General features: G+C 34.0%; 25 protein-coding genes, 1 pseudogene and 1 riboswitch. Of the genes and pseudogenes, 16 read left to right on the top strand and 10 right to left on the bottom strand.

Annotation, left to right across the window (positions count from 1 at the left end):
• Window positions 1-437: 437 nt before the first annotated feature.
• Together MVE64_RS25740 and MVE64_RS25735 are read left to right on the top strand one after the other, a co-directional pair.
• Window positions 438-1,091 (top strand): hypothetical protein, encoded by a 654-nt coding sequence (locus MVE64_RS25740; protein ID WP_247342433.1) that lies wholly within the window; start codon window positions 438-440, stop codon window positions 1,089-1,091.
• 78 nt (window positions 1,092-1,169) lie between these two features.
• On the top strand, window positions 1,170-1,988 hold the full coding sequence (locus tag MVE64_RS25735) for an alpha/beta fold hydrolase (protein WP_247342430.1): 819 nt from the start codon (window positions 1,170-1,172) through the stop codon (window positions 1,986-1,988).
• 41 nt (window positions 1,989-2,029) lie between these two features.
• Here the strand turns inward: MVE64_RS25735 and MVE64_RS25730 are convergent, their stop codons facing one another.
• Window positions 2,030-3,040, bottom strand: a complete 1,011-nt coding sequence (locus MVE64_RS25730; protein ID WP_247342428.1) for a hypothetical protein — start codon at window positions 3,038-3,040, stop codon at window positions 2,030-2,032.
• A 188-nt stretch (window positions 3,041-3,228) separates the two neighbouring features.
• A riboswitch (cyclic di-GMP riboswitch) is annotated at window positions 3,229-3,312 on the top strand.
• Between the two features lie 86 nt (window positions 3,313-3,398).
• Between MVE64_RS25730 and MVE64_RS25725 the strand changes: the two genes are divergently transcribed.
• On the top strand, window positions 3,399-5,642 hold the full coding sequence (locus tag MVE64_RS25725) for an EAL domain-containing protein (RefSeq protein WP_247342425.1): 2,244 nt from the start codon (window positions 3,399-3,401) through the stop codon (window positions 5,640-5,642).
• A gap of 53 nt (window positions 5,643-5,695) precedes the next feature.
• On the opposite strand, the gene MVE64_RS25720 is transcribed toward MVE64_RS25725, so the two are convergent.
• Both MVE64_RS25720 and MVE64_RS25715 read right to left on the bottom strand, forming a co-directional pair.
• Window positions 5,696-6,337 (bottom strand): pentapeptide repeat-containing protein, encoded by a 642-nt coding sequence (locus MVE64_RS25720; protein WP_247342422.1) that lies wholly within the window; start codon window positions 6,335-6,337, stop codon window positions 5,696-5,698.
• A 178-nt stretch (window positions 6,338-6,515) separates the two neighbouring features.
• Window positions 6,516-7,424, bottom strand: a complete 909-nt coding sequence (locus MVE64_RS25715) for a class I SAM-dependent methyltransferase (RefSeq protein ID WP_247342420.1) — start codon at window positions 7,422-7,424, stop codon at window positions 6,516-6,518.
• A gap of 187 nt (window positions 7,425-7,611) precedes the next feature.
• Here MVE64_RS25715 and MVE64_RS25710 point away from each other — a divergent pair, with 187 nt between their 5' ends.
• Window positions 7,612-7,875 carry a hypothetical protein gene (locus tag MVE64_RS25710; RefSeq protein WP_247342417.1) on the top strand — a complete coding sequence of 88 codons (264 nt, stop codon included), beginning with the start codon at window positions 7,612-7,614 and terminating at the stop codon, window positions 7,873-7,875.
• Between the two features lie 19 nt (window positions 7,876-7,894).
• Complete coding sequence (locus MVE64_RS25705) at window positions 7,895-8,383, top strand: hypothetical protein (protein WP_247342415.1); 489 nt, start codon at window positions 7,895-7,897, stop codon at window positions 8,381-8,383.
• 53 nt (window positions 8,384-8,436) lie between these two features.
• Here MVE64_RS25705 and MVE64_RS25700 read toward each other — a convergent pair whose 3' ends face one another.
• Together MVE64_RS25700 and MVE64_RS25695 are read right to left on the bottom strand one after the other, a co-directional pair.
• Entirely contained in the window at window positions 8,437-8,613 is a 177-nt protein-coding gene (locus tag MVE64_RS25700; RefSeq protein ID WP_212134928.1) for a hypothetical protein, read from the bottom strand.
• A gap of 175 nt (window positions 8,614-8,788) precedes the next feature.
• Window positions 8,789-8,905 (bottom strand): YjcZ family sporulation protein, encoded by a 117-nt coding sequence (locus MVE64_RS25695; RefSeq protein WP_247342413.1) that lies wholly within the window; start codon window positions 8,903-8,905, stop codon window positions 8,789-8,791.
• Window positions 8,906-9,142: 237 nt separating this feature from the next.
• Here MVE64_RS25695 and MVE64_RS25690 point away from each other — a divergent pair, with 237 nt between their 5' ends.
• The 7 genes and pseudogenes from MVE64_RS25690 to modA all read left to right on the top strand — a co-directional run bounded on the left by MVE64_RS25690 (window position 9,143) and on the right by modA (window position 13,865).
• Window positions 9,143-9,355, top strand: coding sequence for a DUF3951 domain-containing protein (locus MVE64_RS25690; protein ID WP_121661773.1), 213 nt, complete (start codon window positions 9,143-9,145; stop codon window positions 9,353-9,355).
• Window positions 9,356-9,410: 55 nt separating this feature from the next.
• Entirely contained in the window at window positions 9,411-9,779 is a 369-nt protein-coding gene (locus MVE64_RS25685) for a hypothetical protein (protein WP_121661772.1), read from the top strand.
• 57 nt (window positions 9,780-9,836) lie between these two features.
• Complete coding sequence (locus MVE64_RS25680; protein WP_247342411.1) at window positions 9,837-10,127, top strand: hypothetical protein; 291 nt, start codon at window positions 9,837-9,839, stop codon at window positions 10,125-10,127.
• Window positions 10,128-10,193: 66 nt separating this feature from the next.
• Window positions 10,194-10,718 carry an RNA polymerase sigma factor gene (locus MVE64_RS25675; RefSeq protein WP_247342408.1) on the top strand — a complete coding sequence of 175 codons (525 nt, stop codon included), beginning with the start codon at window positions 10,194-10,196 and terminating at the stop codon, window positions 10,716-10,718.
• 334 nt (window positions 10,719-11,052) lie between these two features.
• Window positions 11,053-12,269: pseudogene (locus MVE64_RS25670) on the top strand (TolB family protein).
• Window positions 12,270-12,377: 108 nt separating this feature from the next.
• Window positions 12,378-12,971 (top strand): CBO0543 family protein, encoded by a 594-nt coding sequence (locus MVE64_RS25665; RefSeq protein ID WP_232273454.1) that lies wholly within the window; start codon window positions 12,378-12,380, stop codon window positions 12,969-12,971.
• A 114-nt stretch (window positions 12,972-13,085) separates the two neighbouring features.
• Window positions 13,086-13,865, top strand: coding sequence for a molybdate ABC transporter substrate-binding protein (modA, locus tag MVE64_RS25660; protein WP_247342406.1), 780 nt, complete (start codon window positions 13,086-13,088; stop codon window positions 13,863-13,865).
• Window positions 13,866-13,903: 38 nt separating this feature from the next.
• On the opposite strand, the gene MVE64_RS25655 is transcribed toward modA, so the two are convergent.
• The gene (locus MVE64_RS25655; protein ID WP_247342402.1) at window positions 13,904-14,674 is read right to left on the bottom strand and encodes a class I SAM-dependent methyltransferase; all 771 of its coding nucleotides are present in this window, start codon (window positions 14,672-14,674) and stop codon (window positions 13,904-13,906) included.
• A 136-nt stretch (window positions 14,675-14,810) separates the two neighbouring features.
• On the opposite strand from MVE64_RS25655, the gene MVE64_RS25650 reads away from it, so the two are divergent.
• Complete coding sequence (locus MVE64_RS25650) at window positions 14,811-15,683, top strand: LysR family transcriptional regulator (protein ID WP_247342400.1); 873 nt, start codon at window positions 14,811-14,813, stop codon at window positions 15,681-15,683.
• Between the two features lie 112 nt (window positions 15,684-15,795).
• Here the strand turns inward: MVE64_RS25650 and MVE64_RS25645 are convergent, their stop codons facing one another.
• Entirely contained in the window at window positions 15,796-16,239 is a 444-nt protein-coding gene (locus MVE64_RS25645) for a MarR family winged helix-turn-helix transcriptional regulator (protein WP_247342397.1), read from the bottom strand.
• Between the two features lie 21 nt (window positions 16,240-16,260).
• On the bottom strand, window positions 16,261-16,737 hold the full coding sequence (locus MVE64_RS25640; RefSeq protein ID WP_247342394.1) for a glutathione peroxidase: 477 nt from the start codon (window positions 16,735-16,737) through the stop codon (window positions 16,261-16,263).
• Window positions 16,738-16,979: 242 nt separating this feature from the next.
• Between MVE64_RS25640 and MVE64_RS25635 the strand changes: the two genes are divergently transcribed.
• Window positions 16,980-17,465: an HIT family protein gene (locus MVE64_RS25635; protein ID WP_247342392.1), complete on the top strand. Its 486-nt coding sequence runs from the start codon at window positions 16,980-16,982 to the stop codon at window positions 17,463-17,465.
• Between the two features lie 1,027 nt (window positions 17,466-18,492).
• Here the strand turns inward: MVE64_RS25635 and MVE64_RS25630 are convergent.
• Entirely contained in the window at window positions 18,493-18,669 is a 177-nt protein-coding gene (locus MVE64_RS25630) for a hypothetical protein (RefSeq protein ID WP_247342390.1), read from the bottom strand.
• Window positions 18,670-18,860: 191 nt separating this feature from the next.
• Between MVE64_RS25630 and MVE64_RS25625 the strand changes: the two genes are divergently transcribed.
• Window positions 18,861-19,634 carry a class I SAM-dependent methyltransferase gene (locus tag MVE64_RS25625; protein ID WP_247342387.1) on the top strand — a complete coding sequence of 258 codons (774 nt, stop codon included), beginning with the start codon at window positions 18,861-18,863 and terminating at the stop codon, window positions 19,632-19,634.
• A 13-nt stretch (window positions 19,635-19,647) separates the two neighbouring features.
• On the top strand, window positions 19,648-20,316 hold the full coding sequence (locus MVE64_RS25620) for a hypothetical protein (RefSeq protein ID WP_247342384.1): 669 nt from the start codon (window positions 19,648-19,650) through the stop codon (window positions 20,314-20,316).
• A gap of 51 nt (window positions 20,317-20,367) precedes the next feature.
• Here the strand turns inward: MVE64_RS25620 and hprK are convergent, their stop codons facing one another.
• Complete coding sequence (gene hprK, locus MVE64_RS25615; protein ID WP_247342382.1) at window positions 20,368-21,288, bottom strand: HPr(Ser) kinase/phosphatase; 921 nt, start codon at window positions 21,286-21,288, stop codon at window positions 20,368-20,370.
• Window positions 21,289-21,482 lie beyond the last annotated feature (194 nt).

The raw sequence follows: 21,482 nt of genomic DNA, 5'->3' as shown, positions 1-21,482 counted from the left end.
TTTTATTTTCCATTCATTACAGCAATAGATTATTATGTATCGAAGAAGGCTGTTTTCTCCCCACTCATAACCAAAGAGTAAATCCACCGATCTTTGTTACAAAAGCTCAAACAGTCAAAACGCTATCCCTAATCATATCAAATGATCCTATCACAAGCACTTACGTAATACGAGAAGCCTGTATTATAATAAGTATAAGGTCAATAACTATGAAGTGAAACTTATGGATGAACTATCACACAATCAAAAGCAAGAGCTCGTTAACCTGATAAAACGCCATTCCGAACTGAATGGTTTGTATGAAACTGAATAAGACGAATTCTAATGAACCATATCTATCTCTAACAATAGAGAGCAGGCGCATTCAGAAGAGAGTGACTGCCTTTAAGCTTTAACTTATCAAGATAAAAATGAAAACTTATTTAAAGAGGGATAACATGGTAAAAAGCAAAGTAGCCTTAATTAGTTCAGCTATGATTTTATGTATATGTATGAGCTTCTATTTTCCATTTCCTAACAATAAAACAATAGACGCACGGGCTTCATTCATGATGTTACCAATTCGAGACCAAGATGGGTACGTTGTACTCGGAATCATTGGATCTTTCTTGTTTATTCTGGCAATGATTTTACTTGGTATTGGTTTAAGGAAATATCGTGTAAGAACAATGATCATCGTTGTCCTGGTCTATTCATTTCTACCAACACTTTTGATTACAATATATCAAGAAACCTTAGCTAAGGGGATAGCAGCCATCTCATATGATGGAAGTGGTACCTGTCAATTTGATAATGTGAGCGAAAATCTATTAAATGGTGAATGCTCTCTCGTTTTGCATAATCGCAGCAGTGAATCTGTTTCATTTGAATTAGAATTTATAGATTCATTTTCCCCTGAAGATGAAGTACGAATGGAGTCACTCATGAATTTGAATGGGCCACATAAGTTTACAATAGAAGGAAATAGTGAAGAAACGATTGAAGTAAATGAGTTACTTGACCTAACAGATGTGCCAAACCATGTTGACAGTGGAACATCGATGAATATCCATATTAAGTTAGTTGAGGGAGAGGACATTCGTATTTTATAGTAAGTCTGTCTATACTCCTGTGTTTCTAGGTAAAGTATTCAGCACATAGATAACCAATAATTAAAGGGTGAATGATAGATGATATTTGATTTTAAAGATAGTCAATTATTTTATGAAACGTATGGAGAGGGACATCCTATTCTTATTTTACATGCTATGGGAACAGATCATCGTTCCATGACAGATTGGATCGAACCTATTTTTCATCATTTGAAAGGCTTTCAGCGAATTTATATAGACATTCCTGCTCATGGGAAAAGTAAAATTGGAATAAGTATGAAGTCTACTCAAGATTTCTTAGAGATGATTCTTTCTTTTATAGAGACTGAGTTAAAAGTTCTCACATTTTCGTTAGTAGGGCATTCTTATGGAGGATATTTAGCTCAAGGGATTCTTAGTAGAAAGAAAGATTCTGTAAAGAGCTTGTGTTTACTTGCACCTGCTCTTCATAAAAAAGAAAGAACTTTACCATTAAAAGTAGTAAGAGAAGTAGATGAAGATGTATTAAAAACAATAGATCCTGAAGTTCGGAGTGCTATTGACACTTTACTTGTATATCAAACAAAGGAGAATATTGAGTCCTTTTTCCATACCATTCAACCAGGTCGTTTATTAGCAGATCGTGAATTTCTTTTGTCTAATTGGAGGGAAGAGGGGTATTACTTGAACAATGACCCGTTTAGTGACATGAACAATTTAAATACTCCTACACTTTTTATTTTAGGGAAGCAGGATTCTATTTGCGGTTATCGTGATTATCTTCCTTTTCTAGATATGTTTTCTAATCTTTCCTTTACAGTTCTTGATCAGGCGGGTCACTTGATGACGATTGAAAAAAGAGAGGTAGTTCAGACCTTATTTAAAGATTGGCTGCTATCTAGCAAAGCAAACGAATAAAAGAGAAATCCAAATAAGGATTTCTCTTTTATGGTTAACACCTATTCTATTATCCTCGAATCAAGCTCAGTAACATGTGCAAATAACCCGCCAAATTGTCCTTCATTCCAATAGATATTTATCAAATACTCGTAGCCACCATGCTCAAAGCCAATAACACTGTTTTTCCCAACTTCGAATGGAATCTCGATTTCATAGTATGCCTCTTCTACAGGAACTCCTTCTTGGCCTTTGAATAGAACACGAATCATATTGGCTTCGTCTTCAACCATCTCAACAGAAATGACTCTTGGTCCTTCAAAGATATTCATTTCAGCCAATTCCATTTCTAAAAGGTGAAGATTACTTGCTATGTTTTGGTAAATAGACTCTTGTTCAACGTTTTCTAGAAAACGATCAATCAAAATGAATCGATCTAGAACATAATCAATATTCACTTCATTTTTAGCCATTTCTTGTTTTGCCCGTTCCAGTTCAATAAAGGCAGATACAGGATAAATAATTCTGCTTTGCTCGAATCTCGCTGGATTTACAAACTTTTCACGAAAGGCATCACGATTTGGTTTTCCGTACACTCGTGAAACAACACGGTCTAGCTTTTTGATTTCTGCAGAGAGATTGTTATAAAGAATAACTGTCTCATGATTCATGATAAGAGAATCATTGCGTTTTTTAAGTTCTAATCTTTTTGCATCAACAGATCGACCAACCTTTAAAGCATCAATGTAAGTTGCTGCTTTATCAATTTGTTGTTTCACATTACTAGATAATCTTGCTTCTAATTGAGTTTTGGCTGTGCTGCTTTTTAAGGATGAGACGATAGTGACTGCTTTTTGATAATAAGTTTTTGTATCATTATAAAGCTTCATATCTATGTCTCTAATTCCATTGTTTCTTTCCACAGACATTTGCCATTTTAATGATCCACCATAGCTTTCTGCTTTCTTTACAGCAAGTTGGGCCTCATTTAACGTTGCTGCACTTGCATTAATAGGGTAAAACGCTACAAATAGGATAAACATGAAACCAATTGCGCTTTTAAATACCTTCACTCTGTTTTCACCTCGAAATTATAGTTGCAAAAGCAAGTATAGTCTTTTTTGAAAACCCTGTCTTTATGAAATTCGAACCATTTCTATTGCAAGTTTGACACAACTTTCTTTATAACTTTCTTCATAGTTAAAAGGGACTATTTTTCACGAAATAAAAATGATAAAATAGAGATAACAATTTAAAAAATTCACTGAAAAGGCAAAATCATTGAAAAATGATGACGCAAAGCTACAGACCTACGGGGGAAACCTATGGTGGCTGAGTTACCAAAGGAATAACGATTTAGGGTTATTTCCATTTGGGAGTAACCCTTTTCATTTTTCTTACACTTATTAATTGTCCTAGTGGGGGATTGCTATGTTAAAGATTGGACGATTACCTACAATCACACTGTTTGTATCCGTTTTCACATATTGCATCTTAAAAATTTGTATTGATCATATTTTGCTAGAATCTATTGTACTTTCTTTCATACAAATTATTGTAGGAATCATTAGCTGTGTTTGGCTCATAAAAGCGTATAAAAGTATAAGTAATAAAAGAAAATACTTTTGGTTTATATTAGGAATCGGAGTAAGTCTGACAATAACATCAAATATTTTATGGTTGATCCATCAAATGTTTGAGAAAACAACATCGTTTCCTGATTCCTCTTATTTCATCTGGCTTTTAGGCTATATTTTCTATTTATCAGCCTTAATTTATAAAGTAAGAGAAATTAGTCTTGTTGTTTCAACTAGCTCTTACTTATTCAATATCGTTGTTTTTATGTTAACTGCAACAGCTGTTAGTGCGCACTATTTAATTAGACCTAATATCTTAAATTCAGAGTCTCTTTTAATTATTATCACAAATATTGCCTATCCTATTATAAGTTTAAGTATATTATTTGTTATAACGATTCTTTACTATTTAATTCAGCAAGATAAACAAGAAGAAAATGTGTTTTTATATATTATTATTGGGTTCTCTTTGCAAGTTATAGCTGATTCTTATTATGCTTATCAAACAACGATGAAAACATATCAGCCTGGAAGTATGTCAGACTTTTTATGGGTGCTGTCGAATTTGTTCATAGGAATTGGCGGGTATTACGCTAAAAATAATAGTGAAGAACCAAAATTTAAGATAATGAATCCATTTGATAGAAGGGAGAGTATATTCCCATATTTAAGTGTAATAGTGCTTATTGTATTAGTAACACATAGTTATGATTGGAAACTAAATCTCCTTAGCATTGGATTAGTTATTGTTATGATGCTGGTTATAGTTCGCCAACTAAGAGTTTTAAATAAAAATAAAAAACTTATGGAAGAGTATAAGTTTTTAGCATATCAGGATCCACTAACTGGTTTAAATAATCGAGCTAGCTTTCAAGAGGATTTAAGTGAAAGATTGAATCATGCTACTAATAAAAGCATGGCTGTCTTATTATTAGACCTTGATCGATTTAAGGTAATAAATGATACACTTGGTCATTATCACGGAGATCACGTTTTAATAAAAACAGCAGAACGACTTCGCGACGCTTTAGATAATTCTGCTGAAATTTATAGACTAGGTGGGGACGAGTTTGTCATCATCGTTTCTGAAGGTTTAGAAGAACAATGTTCAATGATAGCTCACAGGATATTGAATGAATTTACCCAACCATTTCGAATTGATGAACATGAAATTATCGTCACACCAAGTATAGGGATTAGTAGATATCCTGATCATGGAGATAATGGGGAGGACCTTCTTAAAAATGCTGATGTTGCCATGTATCTAGCGAAGGAAAATGGGAAAAACAGCTTTAAATTTTATAACACGGAACTAGAAAAAATCAATACTAGAAAAATGAAAATAGAAAATGAACTGCGAAGTGCAATCAAAAAAAATCAATTTTCTCTTTCTTATCAGCCAAAGGTAGATTTAGAGACTAATATGATTAATGGAATGGAGGCGTTGCTGCGTTGGAACCATCCTGAATTAGGGATGATTTCTCCTGTTGAATTTATTCCGATTGCGGAAGAAACTGGACAAATTATCTCTATTGGACAATGGGTACTAAAGACAGCATGTAAGCAAAGTAAAACATGGCAGGAAAAAGGCTATCCGTCTTTATGTGTTTCAATCAATGTTTCTGTAAGGCAACTTAAAAATAAAGATTTTATTGATATGGTAAGTCAAGCTTTGAAAGAGTCCAAGCTAGAGCCACAATTTTTAGAATTAGAAATTACAGAAAGCATTATGCAAGACATAAATGTTAGTATTCATATTTTGAATCGTCTTAGAAAGTTGGGGATTAAAATTTCTATAGATGATTTTGGAACTGGATACTCCTCCTTACATGTGCTTCAGCAGCTACCGATCGATACAATAAAAATTGATAAGTCTTTTATCAATAATCCAGACGATCATAACCAACGGATGATGATTAAAACTATTATTGATTTGGGAAACAACATGAATCTAAATGTTGTTGCTGAGGGAATAGAGAAGGAAAATCAATTAAGAATATTACTTGAAAATGGTTGTAAAATTGGACAAGGCTACCTCTTTTCACAAGCAGTTAATGCGATTCAGTTTGAAAAGAAATTTTTAGAGAAAATATCATAACGATTTACAAAGCCACATTCAGCGCGAATGTGGCTTTGGTTGTAGGTAGTGTTTTAATCCACAATAACTAATCCTAAGATCGCCGCAAATTGAACGGCCTGATAGGAAGAAACTTTACAGCCCTGAAGATCTGATAAAGACACAGTGAGTGAATCAAAGGAAGAAGTACTAATATCTATTCCTTTGAGAGATGTGCCCTCAAAGCTTGCACTGTTCATGTTACACGTTGTAAAATCGACCTTCTTAAATTTGCATTCATAAAAATCGGAGCTTTCTAATGATGTATCTTGAAAGATGACTTTTTCTAGTTTTGAATTCCCAAAACCTGATAAGTTAAGTAAAGTATTTTGAAAGTGAACATTTCCAAAGCTAGACTCAGTTAAATCTACACCAAGTAGCTTACAATTTTTAAATTCAACTCTGTGTATAGAAGAAGAATTCATTTTTGCATTGGAAAAATCACAGTTTTCAAAAATAACATCTGTGATATCAATTTTGGAAAAGTCTGTAGAGTTAAACTTGCAATTTTTAAAGAGCATCTTATAAAATCGAGCTCTAGGAAGTACTTCATTATCAAATAAAGCATCATTAATTTGACACATTTCTAGTTCTAAGTCTTCTTCATAGAAAATATCAGTAAAATTTTTCAATGGTAAGTTATCTTGATTTTGTATTTTAGGTGATTCAATTTTCATTATTAAAATTCCCTCTCTGAACTATGGTTTTTATCTTTTTACCTTATTTATAACTTTAAAATAAAGAAGATAAGTTTTTAAGTCTTTATTTTTTTATAAAAATGTGGACAAAGGCGATTTTCAAGAGATAGAAAGAGAAAACCTCCCATGTAAAGTATGGGAGGTTTCTATTTAGACTCTATTTTTTCACAGCATGAATATAATGAATTGTCTCAAATGCAGACAAGTAATCTGAGCGATTACTAAAAAATTGCTGTTGTATCTTATCAGGTGATAAATGCTCATAAATGAGTAAACCAGCATGTTCTAACATTTTCTCTATTTCTTCATAAGTAAAACATGATTTCATCTGTTCACCACTAGCTGATGCCATTTTCACCATATTTTGAACTCTATTAAACTTTCCTTTTTCTTCAAAAAGATGTTCATCTGCATAATCAAAAACGATGGAACTTCCTTGTGGGACTTTACTAAATAATGTAGAAATCAATTCGGCATTTTCTTGTTTTGATAAATAATAAGAAACACCTAAAAGACTAAAAAATGTTTTATGATCAGGATTAAAACCTTCTTCCACAAGACCTTGTATCGTAAATTCCTTTGTAAAATCACCCGGAACAAAATGAAGAGTATCTGGAATTTCATCATTTTCTAACCGACTCTTTTTAAATTCCTGTGTTGCTGGATGATCAACCTCATATACTTCTAAATGTAACTCCTGGTTTCGCAGACAGAAGGAATCAAATCCAGCTCCTAAAATAACATATTGTTGAACACCTAAAGCCATTTCACTTTTTAGTACTTGTTCACAATAAGCCGCACGTGATAGAGGCGTAGGAGAAAGTTGGATTTGCGTGATCCATTTTAAAACTTCATCCGGTTTATTTTTAAACTTTTCAGCAATGTCTTGATTGAAAAGCTGAATACTATTTATCAGGTTTTCGCGAATATCTATAAATTCTTCTTGGGTAAGTAAGTTTTTGGCAATATAGTCATTAAAAATATGGGGTGTATCATCATATATACTATGGTAGGCTCGACTAAAGGCTGTAATCAAGGAAGTTACACTGGATTCATTTTTCTTCATTACTTTTCCTCCGATATAACAAAAATAAGATTCCCCTGGCCAGGAGAACCTTATTATACACACAAATATTTATTTGGTAAATTATAGCACAAATAAATTTTTTTGTCAATTTTCCCGCATAAACCCTTACCATTTACTACCATTTGTTTTATGATAGGGGAAAGACAATTTATTAAAGGGGGATGAAATGAAAAAGTTAGCGGTTATCCTTTTCATTCTAATCATAAGTGGTTGTGATATAAAAGAGCCATCATCATCTAGTGAAACACAGGTGCTCACACATGATGTTAAACAGAATGACATTGCCTTACAAGCTACTATAGAGATGGAAAAAGAAATAAACATAAATGCATCAATCACCAATACGAGTAAAGAGGCAATTGTGTATAACGATCGATGTGGTATTCCTTTTAGTATTTCGATAAAAAAAGATGATGCATATATATCTTAATAGTAGTAATGGAGAAGAAATGAATTGTGAGAGTGTTTTAGATCCAAAAGATTTAAAGAAAATGGAACCTAATGAAACTTTTGAGAAACAAGTTACCTTTAAACGTGAAATAAACGTAACAGATCACAGTACTGTTCATGCACTAAGTGGCATGTATGAGATATCTTTTTCTTTCCAAAAACATGATAACGATCCTTTCATATCATTATTCCCTATAGAGTTGAACAGTGATAAAGATCCTGAAATATTAACTGTTGAGCAAGCAAGAGACAGGACAAAGGAAAAGGATGAAGTGAAGAAATGGTTTGAAGAACACGAAGGTGAAGGGATGACTATTGAATCAGAGGAAAGCATTTTAAACGATGGAATATGGACAGTTATTTTTCGTGCAATTCACAAAGATGGTGCAGATCGAATAATCATTAACATGGATGCAAAGTCTGGTGAATTTGGAGAAATTCACTATGATAAGGTAGGGTTAGAGACATTAAAATTGCTAAATGAATAAATCCCTTACAGTCAGGCATGAACTAGTAAAGCGAATGCCTGACTTTTTGTTATTTATTCTTTTTCATTTTCTTTAGAATCTAATTGGTAATGCTCGTTAAGATATGGATTTTCAGTTGTTGCAAAATTTACAGATAAAAGACTCATTTCTGGATCCATTCCATAATAGCCTTTTAACTGATCCGGTTGGAGTTCACCGCTGCTAAATTGTGGTTCTTTTTTTTCATTCATAAAACATTCTCCTTTCTTCGTTATTTTTTTATATGAACGAGGTAATTATTCGGTTGAATTGTGTTAAAGTCTTCATTGATTTGTCAGAAATAAAGGACAACGTAATAAATTAGTTCAGTTAAACTAAAAAAGGCAGACTACTTAAATAGTCTGCCTTAGTTAAAATCCTATTTAATTAGTAACCACCGTAGCCTCCACCTACGTAAGAAGCACCAATGATGATTAAAAGGATAAATAGGACAACGATTAGTGCAAAACCTGCACCAGTACCGTAACCATATCCGCCACTCATATCTTACACCTCCTTTTCATGAGGTTAATATATAGTATGATTTGACTAAGGCTTTGATTGGACGGCTGTATGAATTCTTCCTGATAAAATCAGAAATGTACACCATGACCAGAGATGCAAAGAACTCAGCATTCACCTTGTAGGAAGGTACTGGGCAGGAAAAAAAGTGAAACTTACATTTTTTACTACCGTATTATTATCATAGGAAAAGGACGAAAACTATTTAGGGGGAAGCAGATGGATCCCATGAATATGATCACAATAGGTTTTCCAATTGTTATTGTTTTGTTAGTTATAATCAGTTTTTATAAGGTTTTCATTAAGAAAAAAAGTGCAAGTCCTTTTTATACACCCTTTGACGAAATCACAGGACAAACAGAAGTGTCATTTCATGAAGAACAAGAAATTCTAACCGAAGATGAGAAACAAGATGATGGTAATAAAAAGTGATGATCTTATAGCGTTAATGGTTTGAAGGAAAATGTTCTTTTATGGAGGTGTTAAAATGGGAAGAGAACTTCAATTTGGTGAAGATGAACTAATTTTACATTTAACCGGTTTAACAGGGTATTTTGCTTTAAAACGAAAAGTACACATTCCTTACAAGACAATCGAAAGTGTCTTAGTTGATTATTTTGATGCGCCTCGGTGGATGCTCAGAATGCCTGGCACTTCTTTGTCTCCATTACATATTTATGAAGGCAGTTTTAAGTTTGCTAATGAATGGTATTTTTTATCTTATGAACGTTTAGAACCGCTGGTTATTATTGAGTTAGAGGGTCATGTAAAATATAAATATGTGATTTTTCAAGTACCTAACCCCACTGAAATAGCCTCGAAAATAAGAAAATATCTAAATGAGAATATTAAATGAACCTTTTCATCTATTCAATTGTATAAGGTAGTAAAAGAATGAAAGGGAGTGTAGCACATGGCATTAGGTTGGCTTATTAGTACGATTGTTGCTGGTTTACTTGGTACGACATTTGCTTTGTTAATCGCAACAATGAATAAAAAAGTGGTAAAAAACCATAAAGGTGATATAGATTTTAGTAAGTCAGATATCTATTTTCACTGGACGAGATGGGATTATACAATAATTTTAGCAGCTGCTTACACATTTTTATGTATTACAGGCTTTTTGTTTTTTTACTACGTGGCGACAACATTGATAGTCCGTGGATTCAATTTTTTGTACACCAAACATTCGTTTTTTCCTTAATTACATTTATTTGGTTTATCACAAGAATTGCTTTTGTTTTTAAAGGGATAAAAGAACGGTGGTCTCATGAGTTTAAATAAAGATTTCTCATATGCTGATGACGGAAAGCATGATGAACAATCGATCGAGGAATTATTTGTTACCTATAAACCTTCAATCTATCAATTCGTTTATCGATATTGTCAAGATGAACAACTTAGCATTGATATTGTGCAGGATACGTTTATAAGGTTTCATAAATATCATGAAACGTTTGACGAGAGTAAATCTAGTGTAAAAACCTTTTTATTTCGTATGGCTTATCAAATTATGATTAATCGTCTGAAACGTCGAAATCGCTTTAAAAAGCTATTGCCATTTTTATATCAACAAAACGACCAGCATGAATTACCACTAGAAGATAAACTAACGATTCAATCAGCCATTCAACAGCTCCCCGATGATCAACGTGCCGTTATTCTCTTAACTTATTATCACGATCAAACACAAAAGGAGATCTCTAAAATTCTTGAGATTCCAATAGGTACTGTAAAATCAAGACTGCATACATCTTTGAAAAAATTAAAGGTTTTATTGGAGGTAAAAGAATGAGTAGAAACGAGATTCCGAAGGAGCTTCAGAAACGTTTAGAGGAATTTCATGTTAAAGTACCTGACATCCCCCTAAAAAAAGTAAGGTAGATCGTATAGCAAACTGGATTTATGCACCTGCAAAAAGTCCAATAGATCTACTTAATATTAAAGGAAATTCCATCACACGACTTGTGTTATATCCGTTTATTTTGCTACTCGTTGTGTTTATAACACCTATATTCTTTATTTGAGAGAATGATCAAACAGACAGTAAGGATAACCCCCTTGCTGTTTTTTCTTATACGAATTCTCAAACTTGATTAGGACAACCTACTAAAAAGGAGGGAGTCGTCATGGGATTTCGAATTTTGTTTTTACTTATTTTCAACTGTATTCTTTTTTCAACGATTGCCAGTGCTGAAATACCACTAAAAGCAGCATTTATTAGAGACCATCAACTGTGGATCAAAAACGGTGACCAAGAAATACAGCTTACAAATGAGGCTATGTAAATTCACCTCAATGGTCACATGATGGTCAATTTTTAGCTTATCTGAAAAGTGAAAAGCTTGGCGAGGCATCAAATTTATTTATCTATGATATGAAAAAGAAAGAGAATTACAAGCCTTACGTCGTCGTCGAAACATCAGATTTTAAATGGTCACCAATTAACAATCAATTAGCCTATACTTCTGGCGGCGTGTTAAATGTAACGAAAATGAAGAATGGTCGCCCGCACGGTTTTGAAAATGTCGCATTAGGTGTAAACGGCTTTGAATGGTTTCCAAATGGAAAAGAATTTATTGTTTCATCGCAAGCCAACTTACTTCCTACAGGATGGGGTCCAGTACAGCTATTTAGAATTCCTATTGATGCAAAGCTAAACTCAAATAAAATCAAATCATTTTATACGATTAAAACAAAAGTTCCTGATTTATTTTTCATTTATGCTGATTATTTTAAGTGGAGTTATGATGGGAAATGGGTAAGCTTTATAGGCATACCAACTGCGTCCTGGTCGATGGACAGTAACACTTTATGTGTACTTTCCGAGCAAGGAGAACAATTTCAACAGGTTGGGAAAATGCTAGGATATCCGGATTGGGTGAAGTGGGCTCCAGCTTCTGAACAGTTAGCTTATATTTCTGGAGAAGGGAGATTCTTCGTAGAAAACAAGAATCTCAAAATAAAAGAGATGCCTACCTCTACAAACCAAAGAGAATACACACCTAAAGGTTTTGTCGATCTTGACTTAGAATGGTACTCTTCTGAAAAAATGATCGTTGCTCGTGCTAAAGAAAATAAAGAGTGGGAGGAAGGACCAGTTCCTACAATGAAAACAGCTCTTTATCTGATTTCGTTAAAAACAAACGAGCAATATCAATTAACTAATCCGAGAAGTAATGAGCTTGATATAGATCCTCAAGCGGTTTCTTCTTATATCACTTGGGTTCGTAAAGCATCAACAGAGGAATCACATGGTGATGTTTGGATGAAAAAGGGGTTAGATAGTAAAGAAGAAATATGGCTGAAAAATGTTGATTCTGCACCTGTTTTCTTTATAGAGTAAGTTTCAGCTACAGGGTAGGATTGCTATGAAAAAGTTTTTTTCCACTCTTGCATGTATTTCTTGTTTTTAACAAAAAATAAAACAATGACGATGAGTGGAGTGTTATGATTGAAAATTAATATGGATCAACAACAAATGGAAGCTTATGAAAAAATAAACTCTTTGATGAAGGATGTTACAGATTTAAGGGTTGAATATTGGCACCAATATTCAAATTTTCAATCTTGGCAATTTTGGGTGATATTTTTGTTGATGTTTTTGACTCCATTATTAGTATTATATTTTGTTATTGATCGAAAAAAAATGTTTCTCTTAGGATTTTATGGTTTTAATATAAATGTATGGTTTGGAATAGTAGATACGTGGGGAAATAAGCAGGGATTATGGGGATATCCTTATGAACTCACTCCTTATGTGCCAGGTAATCTATCTTTAGACACTGCACTAGTACCAGTGCTGTTTATTCTAGTTTACCAATGGACGTTAAATCATAATAAAAACTTCTATTTGTACACTATTGTCTTAGCACTCTTTTTGTCATTTATTTGTAAGCCGATACTAGTCATGCACAATTTTTTTCTCCTTCATAAATGGGCGAATTATTTTTATCTTTTCATAGGCTATTGCTTGATTTTTCTTTTCTCCAAACTAATTACAAATATTTTTCTGAAAATGTCTAAAAATACATCTTCTTATTATTAAAATTGTGAATGTTTTAAGAAACATCTGATAAGGTGTGATGTTTTTCATTACATATCCAAGACAATTAGTTAAAATGGACTGTATGATGAAAAATATCAAGGAGAGAGAGTCATCTTGAAAAAGCTATTTATACTATTTGTTTTTCTATCCTGTTTAGCTGGCTGTAGCTCATCAGCACAAGATACAAAAGGAGATTCACAGGAAGTTGTGGAGATAACCGTTTCTGCTGCCGCTAGCTTAACAGATGCACTGAATGAAATCAAAAGTCAATTTGAGAATGAGCATCCAAACATCAAAGTTACGTTTAATTTTGGAAGCTCCGGAACATTACAACAACAAATCTTGCAAGGTGCACCAGCGGACTTATTTTTTTCAGCAGCAGAGGATAAGTTTGATGAACTGGTGAAAAAAGGGCTCATTGATGAAGAAAATGCGGTTGATTTGGTTAGTAATAAACTTGTTTTAGTAACACCTATAAAAAGTCAAAAAGAGATCGGATCGTTTAGTGATTTAAAAGAAAAAGCTAATAAGATTTCAATCGGTATTCCAGAAACAGTCCCTGCAGGAAAATATGCTAAAGAAATGCTTGAAGCAATAGGGGAATGGGGAAACATTGAGAATAAAATTGTGTATTCCAAAGATGTAAGACAAGTACTAACCTATGTAGAAACAGGAAATGTTGATGCTGGGATCGTCTACAATACGGATGCACTTGTTTCTTCCAAAGTCAACGTTATTGCAACAGCAGAAGAAGGGACACATACACCAATCATTTATCCAATTGGTGTGATAAATGAGAGTAAAAATTTAGAAGAAGCAAAGACGTTCTTTAGTTATATGAAATCAGAAAAGGCTTTGATGATTCTAGAGGAATATGGATTTTCGAATTTATAACTTATCAGAAAAGAAGAGAACAAAGTCTCTTCTTTTTCTTATTCCTTGATCCCAATAACTCGAATTCTTTTATAATCTGCGATCCAACAACCATCTTGATAGAGAGATTCCCTTAGATTATTTTCTACATGTTTAATTAATCGCTCTTTTTCATATTCGTTTTGATTCTTAAACATTTCCCCCGCAAACATCGTGATCCAATCCCTTAAGCCGCTTTCTTCATCTAAAGGAGTTGGGCGATCAAAATGACAAGCAAATGTTACATGAAATCCAACTCTTTCCATTAATGAGGTGTATTTTCCTACACTCGGAAAATACCAGGGGAACTGCTTCATGTTAAAGTCAATATCAGTAAGTTGAAATGCATTGATGATTTCATCCGTAATTTTTTGAACATTGCCTTCTCCTCCAAACTCTGCAACAAATCTACCTCCAGGCTTTAAACTAGTATATATTCGAGAAAGTGCTTGTTGCGGCTCTTTTATCCAATGTAGAGTTGCGTTAGAAAAAATGGCATCAAATGAATTGTTGTATTCCATTTCTAAAACATCTTTGGCCATAAAACGTATATGTGGGTATTTCATACATGCTTGGTTGATCATATTCTCGGACTTATCAATCCCCGTCACATCTACCTCATATTGAAATAGCTTATTTGCCAAATCACCTGTTCCGCATCCAATATCCAAAATTCTTTCTCCTTTTTTAGGAGATAACATATTAATTAAATCATGACCAAACTCTGATACAAACGAATGTTTTCCATCATATAAATGTGCGTCCCACATATCCTTTTCAACTTGCTTCATGATAAATCCTCCTTTTTATAACAACCTATAAGTCTAGAAATCTGTAATACGTAATTGAATTATAGGGGATAAAAGTTATAATTAAAATTAACAAAAATGGAAGATTTTAATAACGGTTCGTTATAAGGAGATCATGATGGAGATAAGATGGTTAAAAACGTTCATTGTGTGTGCGAAGTTTGAGAATTTTAGACAAGCATCAGAAGAACTATTTCTCACTCAACCAGCCATTACAAAGCATATAAAACGTCTTGAAGAGCATTTAAACGTACAACTATTCGAAAGAAGAGGGAAAGCTGTTTTTTTAACTTCTGCAGGTCATACATTCCTATCTTATGCAAAAGATTTTATAGCAACTTATGAACAAGGAATAGACTTTTTTGAGTCATGGAAGCAGGGCTATAATCGCAAATTAACCATTGCAACAGCACCGCAAATTGCCTCATCTTTTTTACCAAGATTATTGAGAGAATTTATTAATAGTCATCCTGATATTGAAGTAATAGTAGACGTTGTAAACTCTTATGAGGTGGGAGAAGCAATAAGTGGTGGCAAAGCGGACTTGGGATTATCAAGAATGACTCCTATCCAAACAAATGTAAAAAGTGAACCTATCCACGAGGAGCCGGTTATTTTGGTTGGTCCAAATGAATGGGAAGGAAGCTTGAGAAATGAGCAGCATGCTTTATCACATTTCCGGCTTATTACACATAATCATCCTGATTATTGGGATTCCTTGTTGAACGAAGTGAAAAAACATTATCCAAGAATTCGAACAATGACTGTGAATCAAGTTGAAGTAACAAAAAAATTCATAGAAAATAACTTAGGCGTTTCGTATTTACCATTTTCAATGGTGAAGGATGATCTAAAAAAGAACATTCTATCAGAAATCGAATCTGATCAAATTTCACCACCAGTTTCAGTAACCTATTTGGTAACAAAAGTAGAAACAAACGAAGTAAAAAGCTTTACTGAGTTTATAAAAAAGTATCTATTAGAGGATTGAGGTTTTATTTATTTCTCGGGATAAATTGGCAGCTATGATGATAAATGGCCAAAGCTGCCAATTCTAGGGTATGAGGGCTACGGGCAACTACGTTAATCGACGAGTTTTCTGTTTAAAGTCCATTATTGCGTTTAACTAGTTTTTGTTGAAGAAGTTTTAAGTTCCTCATTAATTGTTCATATTCTTGTAACTCAATATTGCACAACACGATTTCTTTTGTAATTTTTTCGGAAATGGCTTCTTTTTCTTCTATTGCTTTAGCTTGAAGATAGATACTAACTTTTCTCTCGTCTATTGAAGAGCGCTCTTTTGTAACCCAACCATTTGCTTCGAGTCTTTTTACCATCGGTGTTAAAGTGCCGGTACCTAGGTTCAACTTTTCTCCGAGCTCTTTTACTGTAAGTCCATCTTTTTCCCATAAAGCCAATAACACTAAATATTGTGGGTACGTGATCCCAAATTCCTTAAGTGCTTTTGTGTATAATTTTGTAAACTGGCTGCCTGTTTCATAAATAGCAAAACAAAGCTGATTTTCTAAGGTTAAAAAATCATTCAACTAACTCATCCTTCACAAAACTTATAATAGGTTAGCAATATCCATTTCTATTTTAGCTGGATCTGTTGTTGGTGCATAGCGTTTAACGACATTTCCATTCTTATCAACAAGAAATTTTGTGAAATTCCATTTTATTTCTTTGGATAGTACACCTTTCTTTTGTTCTTTTAAAAATGAAAAAAGAGGATCAGCAGCATCACCGTTCACATCGATCTTTGCAAACATAGGAAAAGATACACCGTAATTTAACTGACAAAACTGAGTTGTTTCCTCAATATTTTCATACTCCTGATCATTAAATTGACCACATGGAAATCCTAAAATCTCCAAGCCCTTACTGTTATATTTTTCATAAAGCTCTTGCAATCCACTAAATTGATTCGTTAAACCACATTTACTTGCAGTATTAACAATAAGTAACGTTTTTCCTGCATAATCACTCAAAGATTTTGTGTCACCATTTGGTTTTTTAACTGTGAAATCAAACACTGTGTTCATCTTGATTTCCTCCTCTTTTATATAAATCGTGTACGATTAAATCGTATCAGATATAGTTTTTTATTTCAATTACATTGTTTTGTTTTTAAGGAAAGAGGGGGCTTATGCTTGTTTTTGCGGGAATGGTTTTCAGAAGGAGTAAAATTGTTGCTTTGAAAAAGATGTTTATTTAATGGGAGGCTTGTTATATATTTACTTGTGGCATGTACATAGAAGATCATTGAATATAGAGGGAGACCACAATGAGAAAAATAACTTTATCCAACGGAAACACAGTAGAAGTTGAATGTTTAAGTTGTGCCTTAACAAGTGGACTAATTGAGCCTGAGGGCGGTGTAGTGATGGAAACAGAGTTCTTTCATGCACATCAAGATGTTGCCTACCCCATAAAAGGGTTAGTCATTTTGGCATCTAAGCGACATATTAAGTGCTTAGATGAATTAACCGAGGAAGAAAGAATCGATTATATCACTGCTTTATCTCAAATTAGAAAAGCTCAAAGAGAAACCTTGGGAATAGAGCATGTTTATTATTTTTATAACGAAGATACAACTCACCATTTTCACACATGGATGGTTCCACGCTATGAGTGGATGTATGAGTTTGGTCGTTCTGTCGAGTCGGTAAGACCAGTTCTTCTTCATGCTAGGAACAATATGAATAGTAAGGGAAATATGAAAGAAGTAATAAATGCGATAAGTGCTTTGAAGGAAGCTTTGAGGAGTTAGTAGTAACTTATGGACCTAGGCTTAGCGGTTTGATTGGGTTTGTTACTAAAATGGGGGCCAGAGCAGAAATTTTGCCTTGCTTCTGGTTTAATCGGGACACCAATTGACTCTTGCAGCAGAATACGGTCTCGATTCTGGCTTAATTGGGACACAAGTTTGCTCTTCCTGCATCATCCTGTCTCGATACCAGCTTAATCGGGACACTAATTATCTCTTCCTGCATCATTCTGTCTCAATACCAGCTTAATCGGGACACTAATTATCTCTTCCTGCATCATCTTGTCTCGATATTTGCTTAATCGAGACACAAGCTATCTCTTCCTGCATCATCCTGTCTCGATACCAGCTTAATCGAGACACAACCTATCTTTTCCTACATCATCCTGTCTCAATACTGGCTTAATCGAGACACAAGCTATCTTTTCCTACATCATCCTGTCTCGATACCTGTTTAATCGAGAAACAAGCTATCTCTTCCTGCATCATTCTGTCTCAATACCCGCTTAATCGGGACACCAATTATCTTTTCCACCATCATCCTGTCTCGATACCCGCTTAATCGAGACACAACCTATCTTTTCCACCATCAGCCTGTCTCAATACCTGTTTAATCGAGACACTAATTATCTATTCCTGCATCATTCTGTCTCAATACCCGCTTAATCGGGACACTAATTATCTATTCCAACATCATCCTGTCTCGATACCAGCTTAATCGAGACACAACCTATCTTTTCCTACATCATCCTGTCTCGATACCTGTTTAATCGGGACACTAATTATCTCTTCCAACAACATCCTGTCTCGATACCCGCTTAATCGAGACACAACCTATCTATTCCAACATCATCCTGTCTCGATACCTGTTTAATCGGGACACCAATTATCTCTTCCAGCATCACCCTGTCTCAATACATACCATATCAGGGACACCTAACGATTCCACCAGCTAACTAATAGAATATAGGTGCCTGTTCCCGAAAACCCACCTACTTAAGAAAGACACCCAGCTTAAGATAACCTCTTTTTATTGTTTAAATTGATCAGAATTTTCTCGTGCGAAGGCACCACCTTCTTTAATTGTTTGTTCAAGAGCTTGTTTTGCTAATGTCTCCATGCTAATTTCCTCGTTATAGTTTTGTGCCTGATGTTTGTCATCTGAGTATCCTCTAGACATTGAACCTTTATCTGGATTGTTTGTCATTTTTATCACTCCTTTTGTTGTTAGTATGTTCTATTGTGAAGAAAATACAGCCTATTTTAGCTTCATTCTTTCTCGCCCAATAAGTTACCCTTATTGCGTTTCATAAAACAATCAACATTTTCTTATCTCCCTTTTTTATTATAATAAAAGGAGAGAGATGATTTTACTGACAAACGAAAGGGGGAGAAGGAATGGATATTAAAAAAGATGTTCAAAAGCAATTTGGGCGCAGTGCTGATGAGTATGTAAAAAGTAGTGGTCATCGTAAGGGAGCAGATTTACAAAAATTATTAGAAATAGCTCATGTGAAAGGGATTGAACATGTCCTTGATGTCGCAACTGGAGGAGGACATACGGCAAACGCTTTTGCACCTCTTGTACACAAAGTAACAGCTGTTGATTTAACACCTGAAATGCTATCGGCTGCTGAAACGTTTATCAAGGGAAATGGTCATTCAAATGTTGTCTTTGTTGAAGGTGATGCAGAAAAGCTTCCTTTTCAAGATCATTCCTTTGATCTGGTTACTTGTCGAATTGCTCCACATCACTTTCCAAACATTCAACAGTTTGTTAGTGAAGTTCACCGGGTTTTAAAAGGTAACGGTCAATTTCTTCTTGATGACAATGTTGCACCTGAAGTATATGAATATGATCACTTTTATAATAAAATTGAAAAAATAAGAGATTTTAGTCATTTTCGCGCGTGGAAGAAAACAGAGTGGATAAACATGTTAGAGCAAGAAGGTTTTGAAATACAGGAATTATATCGCTTTGAGAAAAAGTTTGAATTTGACAGTTGGTGTGATCGAATGAAAATGTCACAAGACGATAAAAAAGCGTTAAATGAATATATTATAACTAGTAAACAAGAGGTGAAAAATAAATTTCGTATAACCATTCAACATAACAAAGTTGAATCGTTTCTTGGAGAAGCTGTGTTGATAAAAGCCACAAAAAACTCATAGAATCAAAGGGAGAATGATCGTGAAAAAAGTTGGGTGTATACACGCGCATTATTCTTCAAATATAAATTATCTTGAAAAAGCATTTTCAACTTCTACAATAGAGTTTCTTCATTTTGTGGATCCAGGATTAATGCACTGTATTCAACCTGGTCATTCTTTATCAAGAAAAAATGCTCAAGCTAAGGTGAGGGAGCAAATTGAATGGGTTGCGAACTGTCAGGTGGATGCCATTTTAATAACATGTACAAACTACATAGCTCTTCTAGAGGATGCCGTAGTAACCACTGCAGTCCCGATTATTAAAATTGATGAACCTTTTTTTGAATCTCTTTGTCAGATGAAAGGACCACAAACGATTGTTTTCTCAAATCCGGCAACTGTTGATGGAACAATGTCACGTCTTTATAAATATGCTACAGCTCATCAAAAATCAATTGATATAGAAGTTGCTGTGATTGAAAACTCATTTAACTTGATTATGAATGGTTTACAAGAAGAATATAATCAAAAAATAGTTGAGTGCTTAGAGCAATTAAGACAAAACAATAGAATACTATCTGTTGCTCAATTGTCCATGGTTGAGGGCGCAGAGCAGGTTGAGAATAAGACCTCGATAAAGATTATGAATCCTTTGAAGTCATTAAAAACTGCGATTAATAATCTAAATAAGAGCTTCCTATAAAAATCAGGCACAAACTAACTTTACTAGTTTGTGCCTGATTTTATATACAATTTAATTAAACTCTGATTCAAGACGTTTCATAAATTCTTCTGCTGCACTATACCCTTGTTGCTTTAAAAGCCAATTGTTTGCAGCAGCCTCAATTAATCCTGCTACATCCCGACCTGGCTGAAGCTGGATTTCAACATGTGGAACTTTAACACCCATATAATCAGTAAAAGTCTGTTCATGTTCTAATTCATTATTTAGTGAATTTTTTTCCCATTTTTTCAATTCAATATCAAGTGCAATTCGAGTTTCATCTTGAAACGCCTTTCTGCCGTATAAGCGAACAACATTTAAGAGTCCGATGCTACGTAGGGATAAAAATTCCTTTGTTTTTTCATCATGAGTTCCTAGAATGGTTCGGGGACTAAGCTTTTTTAAGACAACAATATCATCCGCTACAAGTCGATGGCCTTTACCTATTAACGTGTGAGCTGTTTCACTTTTCCCAACACCTGATTTCCCACGGATTAAAATTCCCATACCATATACATTCACGCATACGCCGTGTACGGCAATTTCCTCCGCAAGTGCTTTTACCATGTATGAATCAAGCTTCATCATAAATTCAGAAGTCGTTTCTGGCTCGTTTGTGCATAACAAGGGGATGTTTTCTTCAATGCAATATTGAGTCAAATAGGTTAAGCCTTCTGGTCGAGCTGTTACAATAAAACAGGGTGGATGGTATTTTACAATATTACCAATTCGCATTTGACGTTCGTCTATGCTTAACTTATGCAAATAGTTAATTTCTTTTCTTCCAAGAATTTGAACACGTTCAGTTGGGAAAAAGTCAAAATGACCAACAAACTCCAAGCCTGGGCGGTGTGATCTTGGTTGGGTAATAGGTTGCTGTAGGTTATGAACTCCAGTTAAGACTTTTAATGAAAATTGTTTGACTAAATTTTCAACTGTTAATGTTTTCAATTCTATTTCACTCTCCGTAACCTTATCAGTACTGATTCTAGTAATGTTTGATATGTTTATCCTACTTTATATTTCTTGAATTTTCTAGTCAATTTCCTGTTAAATATAAATGTTATACCGAAATGACCATATTTAAAATCTCGATAGCTGATAAAATGATGTAAGGGAAATCGATTTTTATAAAATGACAATTT

Origin of the sequence: Metabacillus endolithicus (genome assembly GCF_023078335.1) — a bacterium.
GTDB classification, from domain to species: Bacteria; Bacillota; Bacilli; order Bacillales; family Bacillaceae; genus Metabacillus; species Metabacillus endolithicus.
Note: the sequence above shows the minus strand (reverse complement) of the source record. Positions and strands in the feature narration are given on the sequence as shown.

What these genes read in the sequence shown, in the direction of transcription:
- MVE64_RS25630 (WP_247342390.1), bottom strand. Translation starts at nt 18,669, where the DNA reads ATGACAAACAATCCAGATAAAGGTTCAATGTCTAGAGGATACTCAGAT.
- MVE64_RS25710 (WP_247342417.1), top strand. Translation starts at nt 7,612, where the DNA reads ATGAAAAAGTTAGCGGTTATCCTTTTCATTCTAATCATAAGTGGTTGT.
- MVE64_RS25740 (WP_247342433.1), top strand. Translation starts at nt 438, where the DNA reads ATGGTAAAAAGCAAAGTAGCCTTAATTAGTTCAGCTATGATTTTATGT.
- MVE64_RS25725 (WP_247342425.1), top strand. Translation starts at nt 3,399, where the DNA reads ATGTTAAAGATTGGACGATTACCTACAATCACACTGTTTGTATCCGTT.
- MVE64_RS25625 (WP_247342387.1), top strand. Translation starts at nt 18,861, where the DNA reads ATGGATATTAAAAAAGATGTTCAAAAGCAATTTGGGCGCAGTGCTGAT.
- MVE64_RS25685 (WP_121661772.1), top strand. Translation starts at nt 9,411, where the DNA reads ATGGGAAGAGAACTTCAATTTGGTGAAGATGAACTAATTTTACATTTA.
- MVE64_RS25650 (WP_247342400.1), top strand. Translation starts at nt 14,811, where the DNA reads ATGGAGATAAGATGGTTAAAAACGTTCATTGTGTGTGCGAAGTTTGAG.
- MVE64_RS25640 (WP_247342394.1), bottom strand. Translation starts at nt 16,737, where the DNA reads ATGAACACAGTGTTTGATTTCACAGTTAAAAAACCAAATGGTGACACA.
- MVE64_RS25715 (WP_247342420.1), bottom strand. Translation starts at nt 7,424, where the DNA reads ATGAAGAAAAATGAATCCAGTGTAACTTCCTTGATTACAGCCTTTAGT.
- MVE64_RS25635 (WP_247342392.1), top strand. Translation starts at nt 16,980, where the DNA reads ATGAGAAAAATAACTTTATCCAACGGAAACACAGTAGAAGTTGAATGT.
- MVE64_RS25620 (WP_247342384.1), top strand. Translation starts at nt 19,648, where the DNA reads ATGATCGTGAAAAAAGTTGGGTGTATACACGCGCATTATTCTTCAAAT.
- MVE64_RS25680 (WP_247342411.1), top strand. Translation starts at nt 9,837, where the DNA reads ATGGCATTAGGTTGGCTTATTAGTACGATTGTTGCTGGTTTACTTGGT.
- MVE64_RS25735 (WP_247342430.1), top strand. Translation starts at nt 1,170, where the DNA reads ATGATATTTGATTTTAAAGATAGTCAATTATTTTATGAAACGTATGGA.
- MVE64_RS25675 (WP_247342408.1), top strand. Translation starts at nt 10,194, where the DNA reads ATGAGTTTAAATAAAGATTTCTCATATGCTGATGACGGAAAGCATGAT.
- MVE64_RS25720 (WP_247342422.1), bottom strand. Translation starts at nt 6,337, where the DNA reads ATGAAAATTGAATCACCTAAAATACAAAATCAAGATAACTTACCATTG.
- MVE64_RS25700 (WP_212134928.1), bottom strand. Translation starts at nt 8,613, where the DNA reads ATGAATGAAAAAAAAGAACCACAATTTAGCAGCGGTGAACTCCAACCG.
- MVE64_RS25705 (WP_247342415.1), top strand. Translation starts at nt 7,895, where the DNA reads ATGAATTGTGAGAGTGTTTTAGATCCAAAAGATTTAAAGAAAATGGAA.
- MVE64_RS25690 (WP_121661773.1), top strand. Translation starts at nt 9,143, where the DNA reads ATGGATCCCATGAATATGATCACAATAGGTTTTCCAATTGTTATTGTT.
- MVE64_RS25655 (WP_247342402.1), bottom strand. Translation starts at nt 14,674, where the DNA reads ATGAAGCAAGTTGAAAAGGATATGTGGGACGCACATTTATATGATGGA.
- MVE64_RS25695 (WP_247342413.1), bottom strand. Translation starts at nt 8,905, where the DNA reads ATGAGTGGCGGATATGGTTACGGTACTGGTGCAGGTTTTGCACTAATC.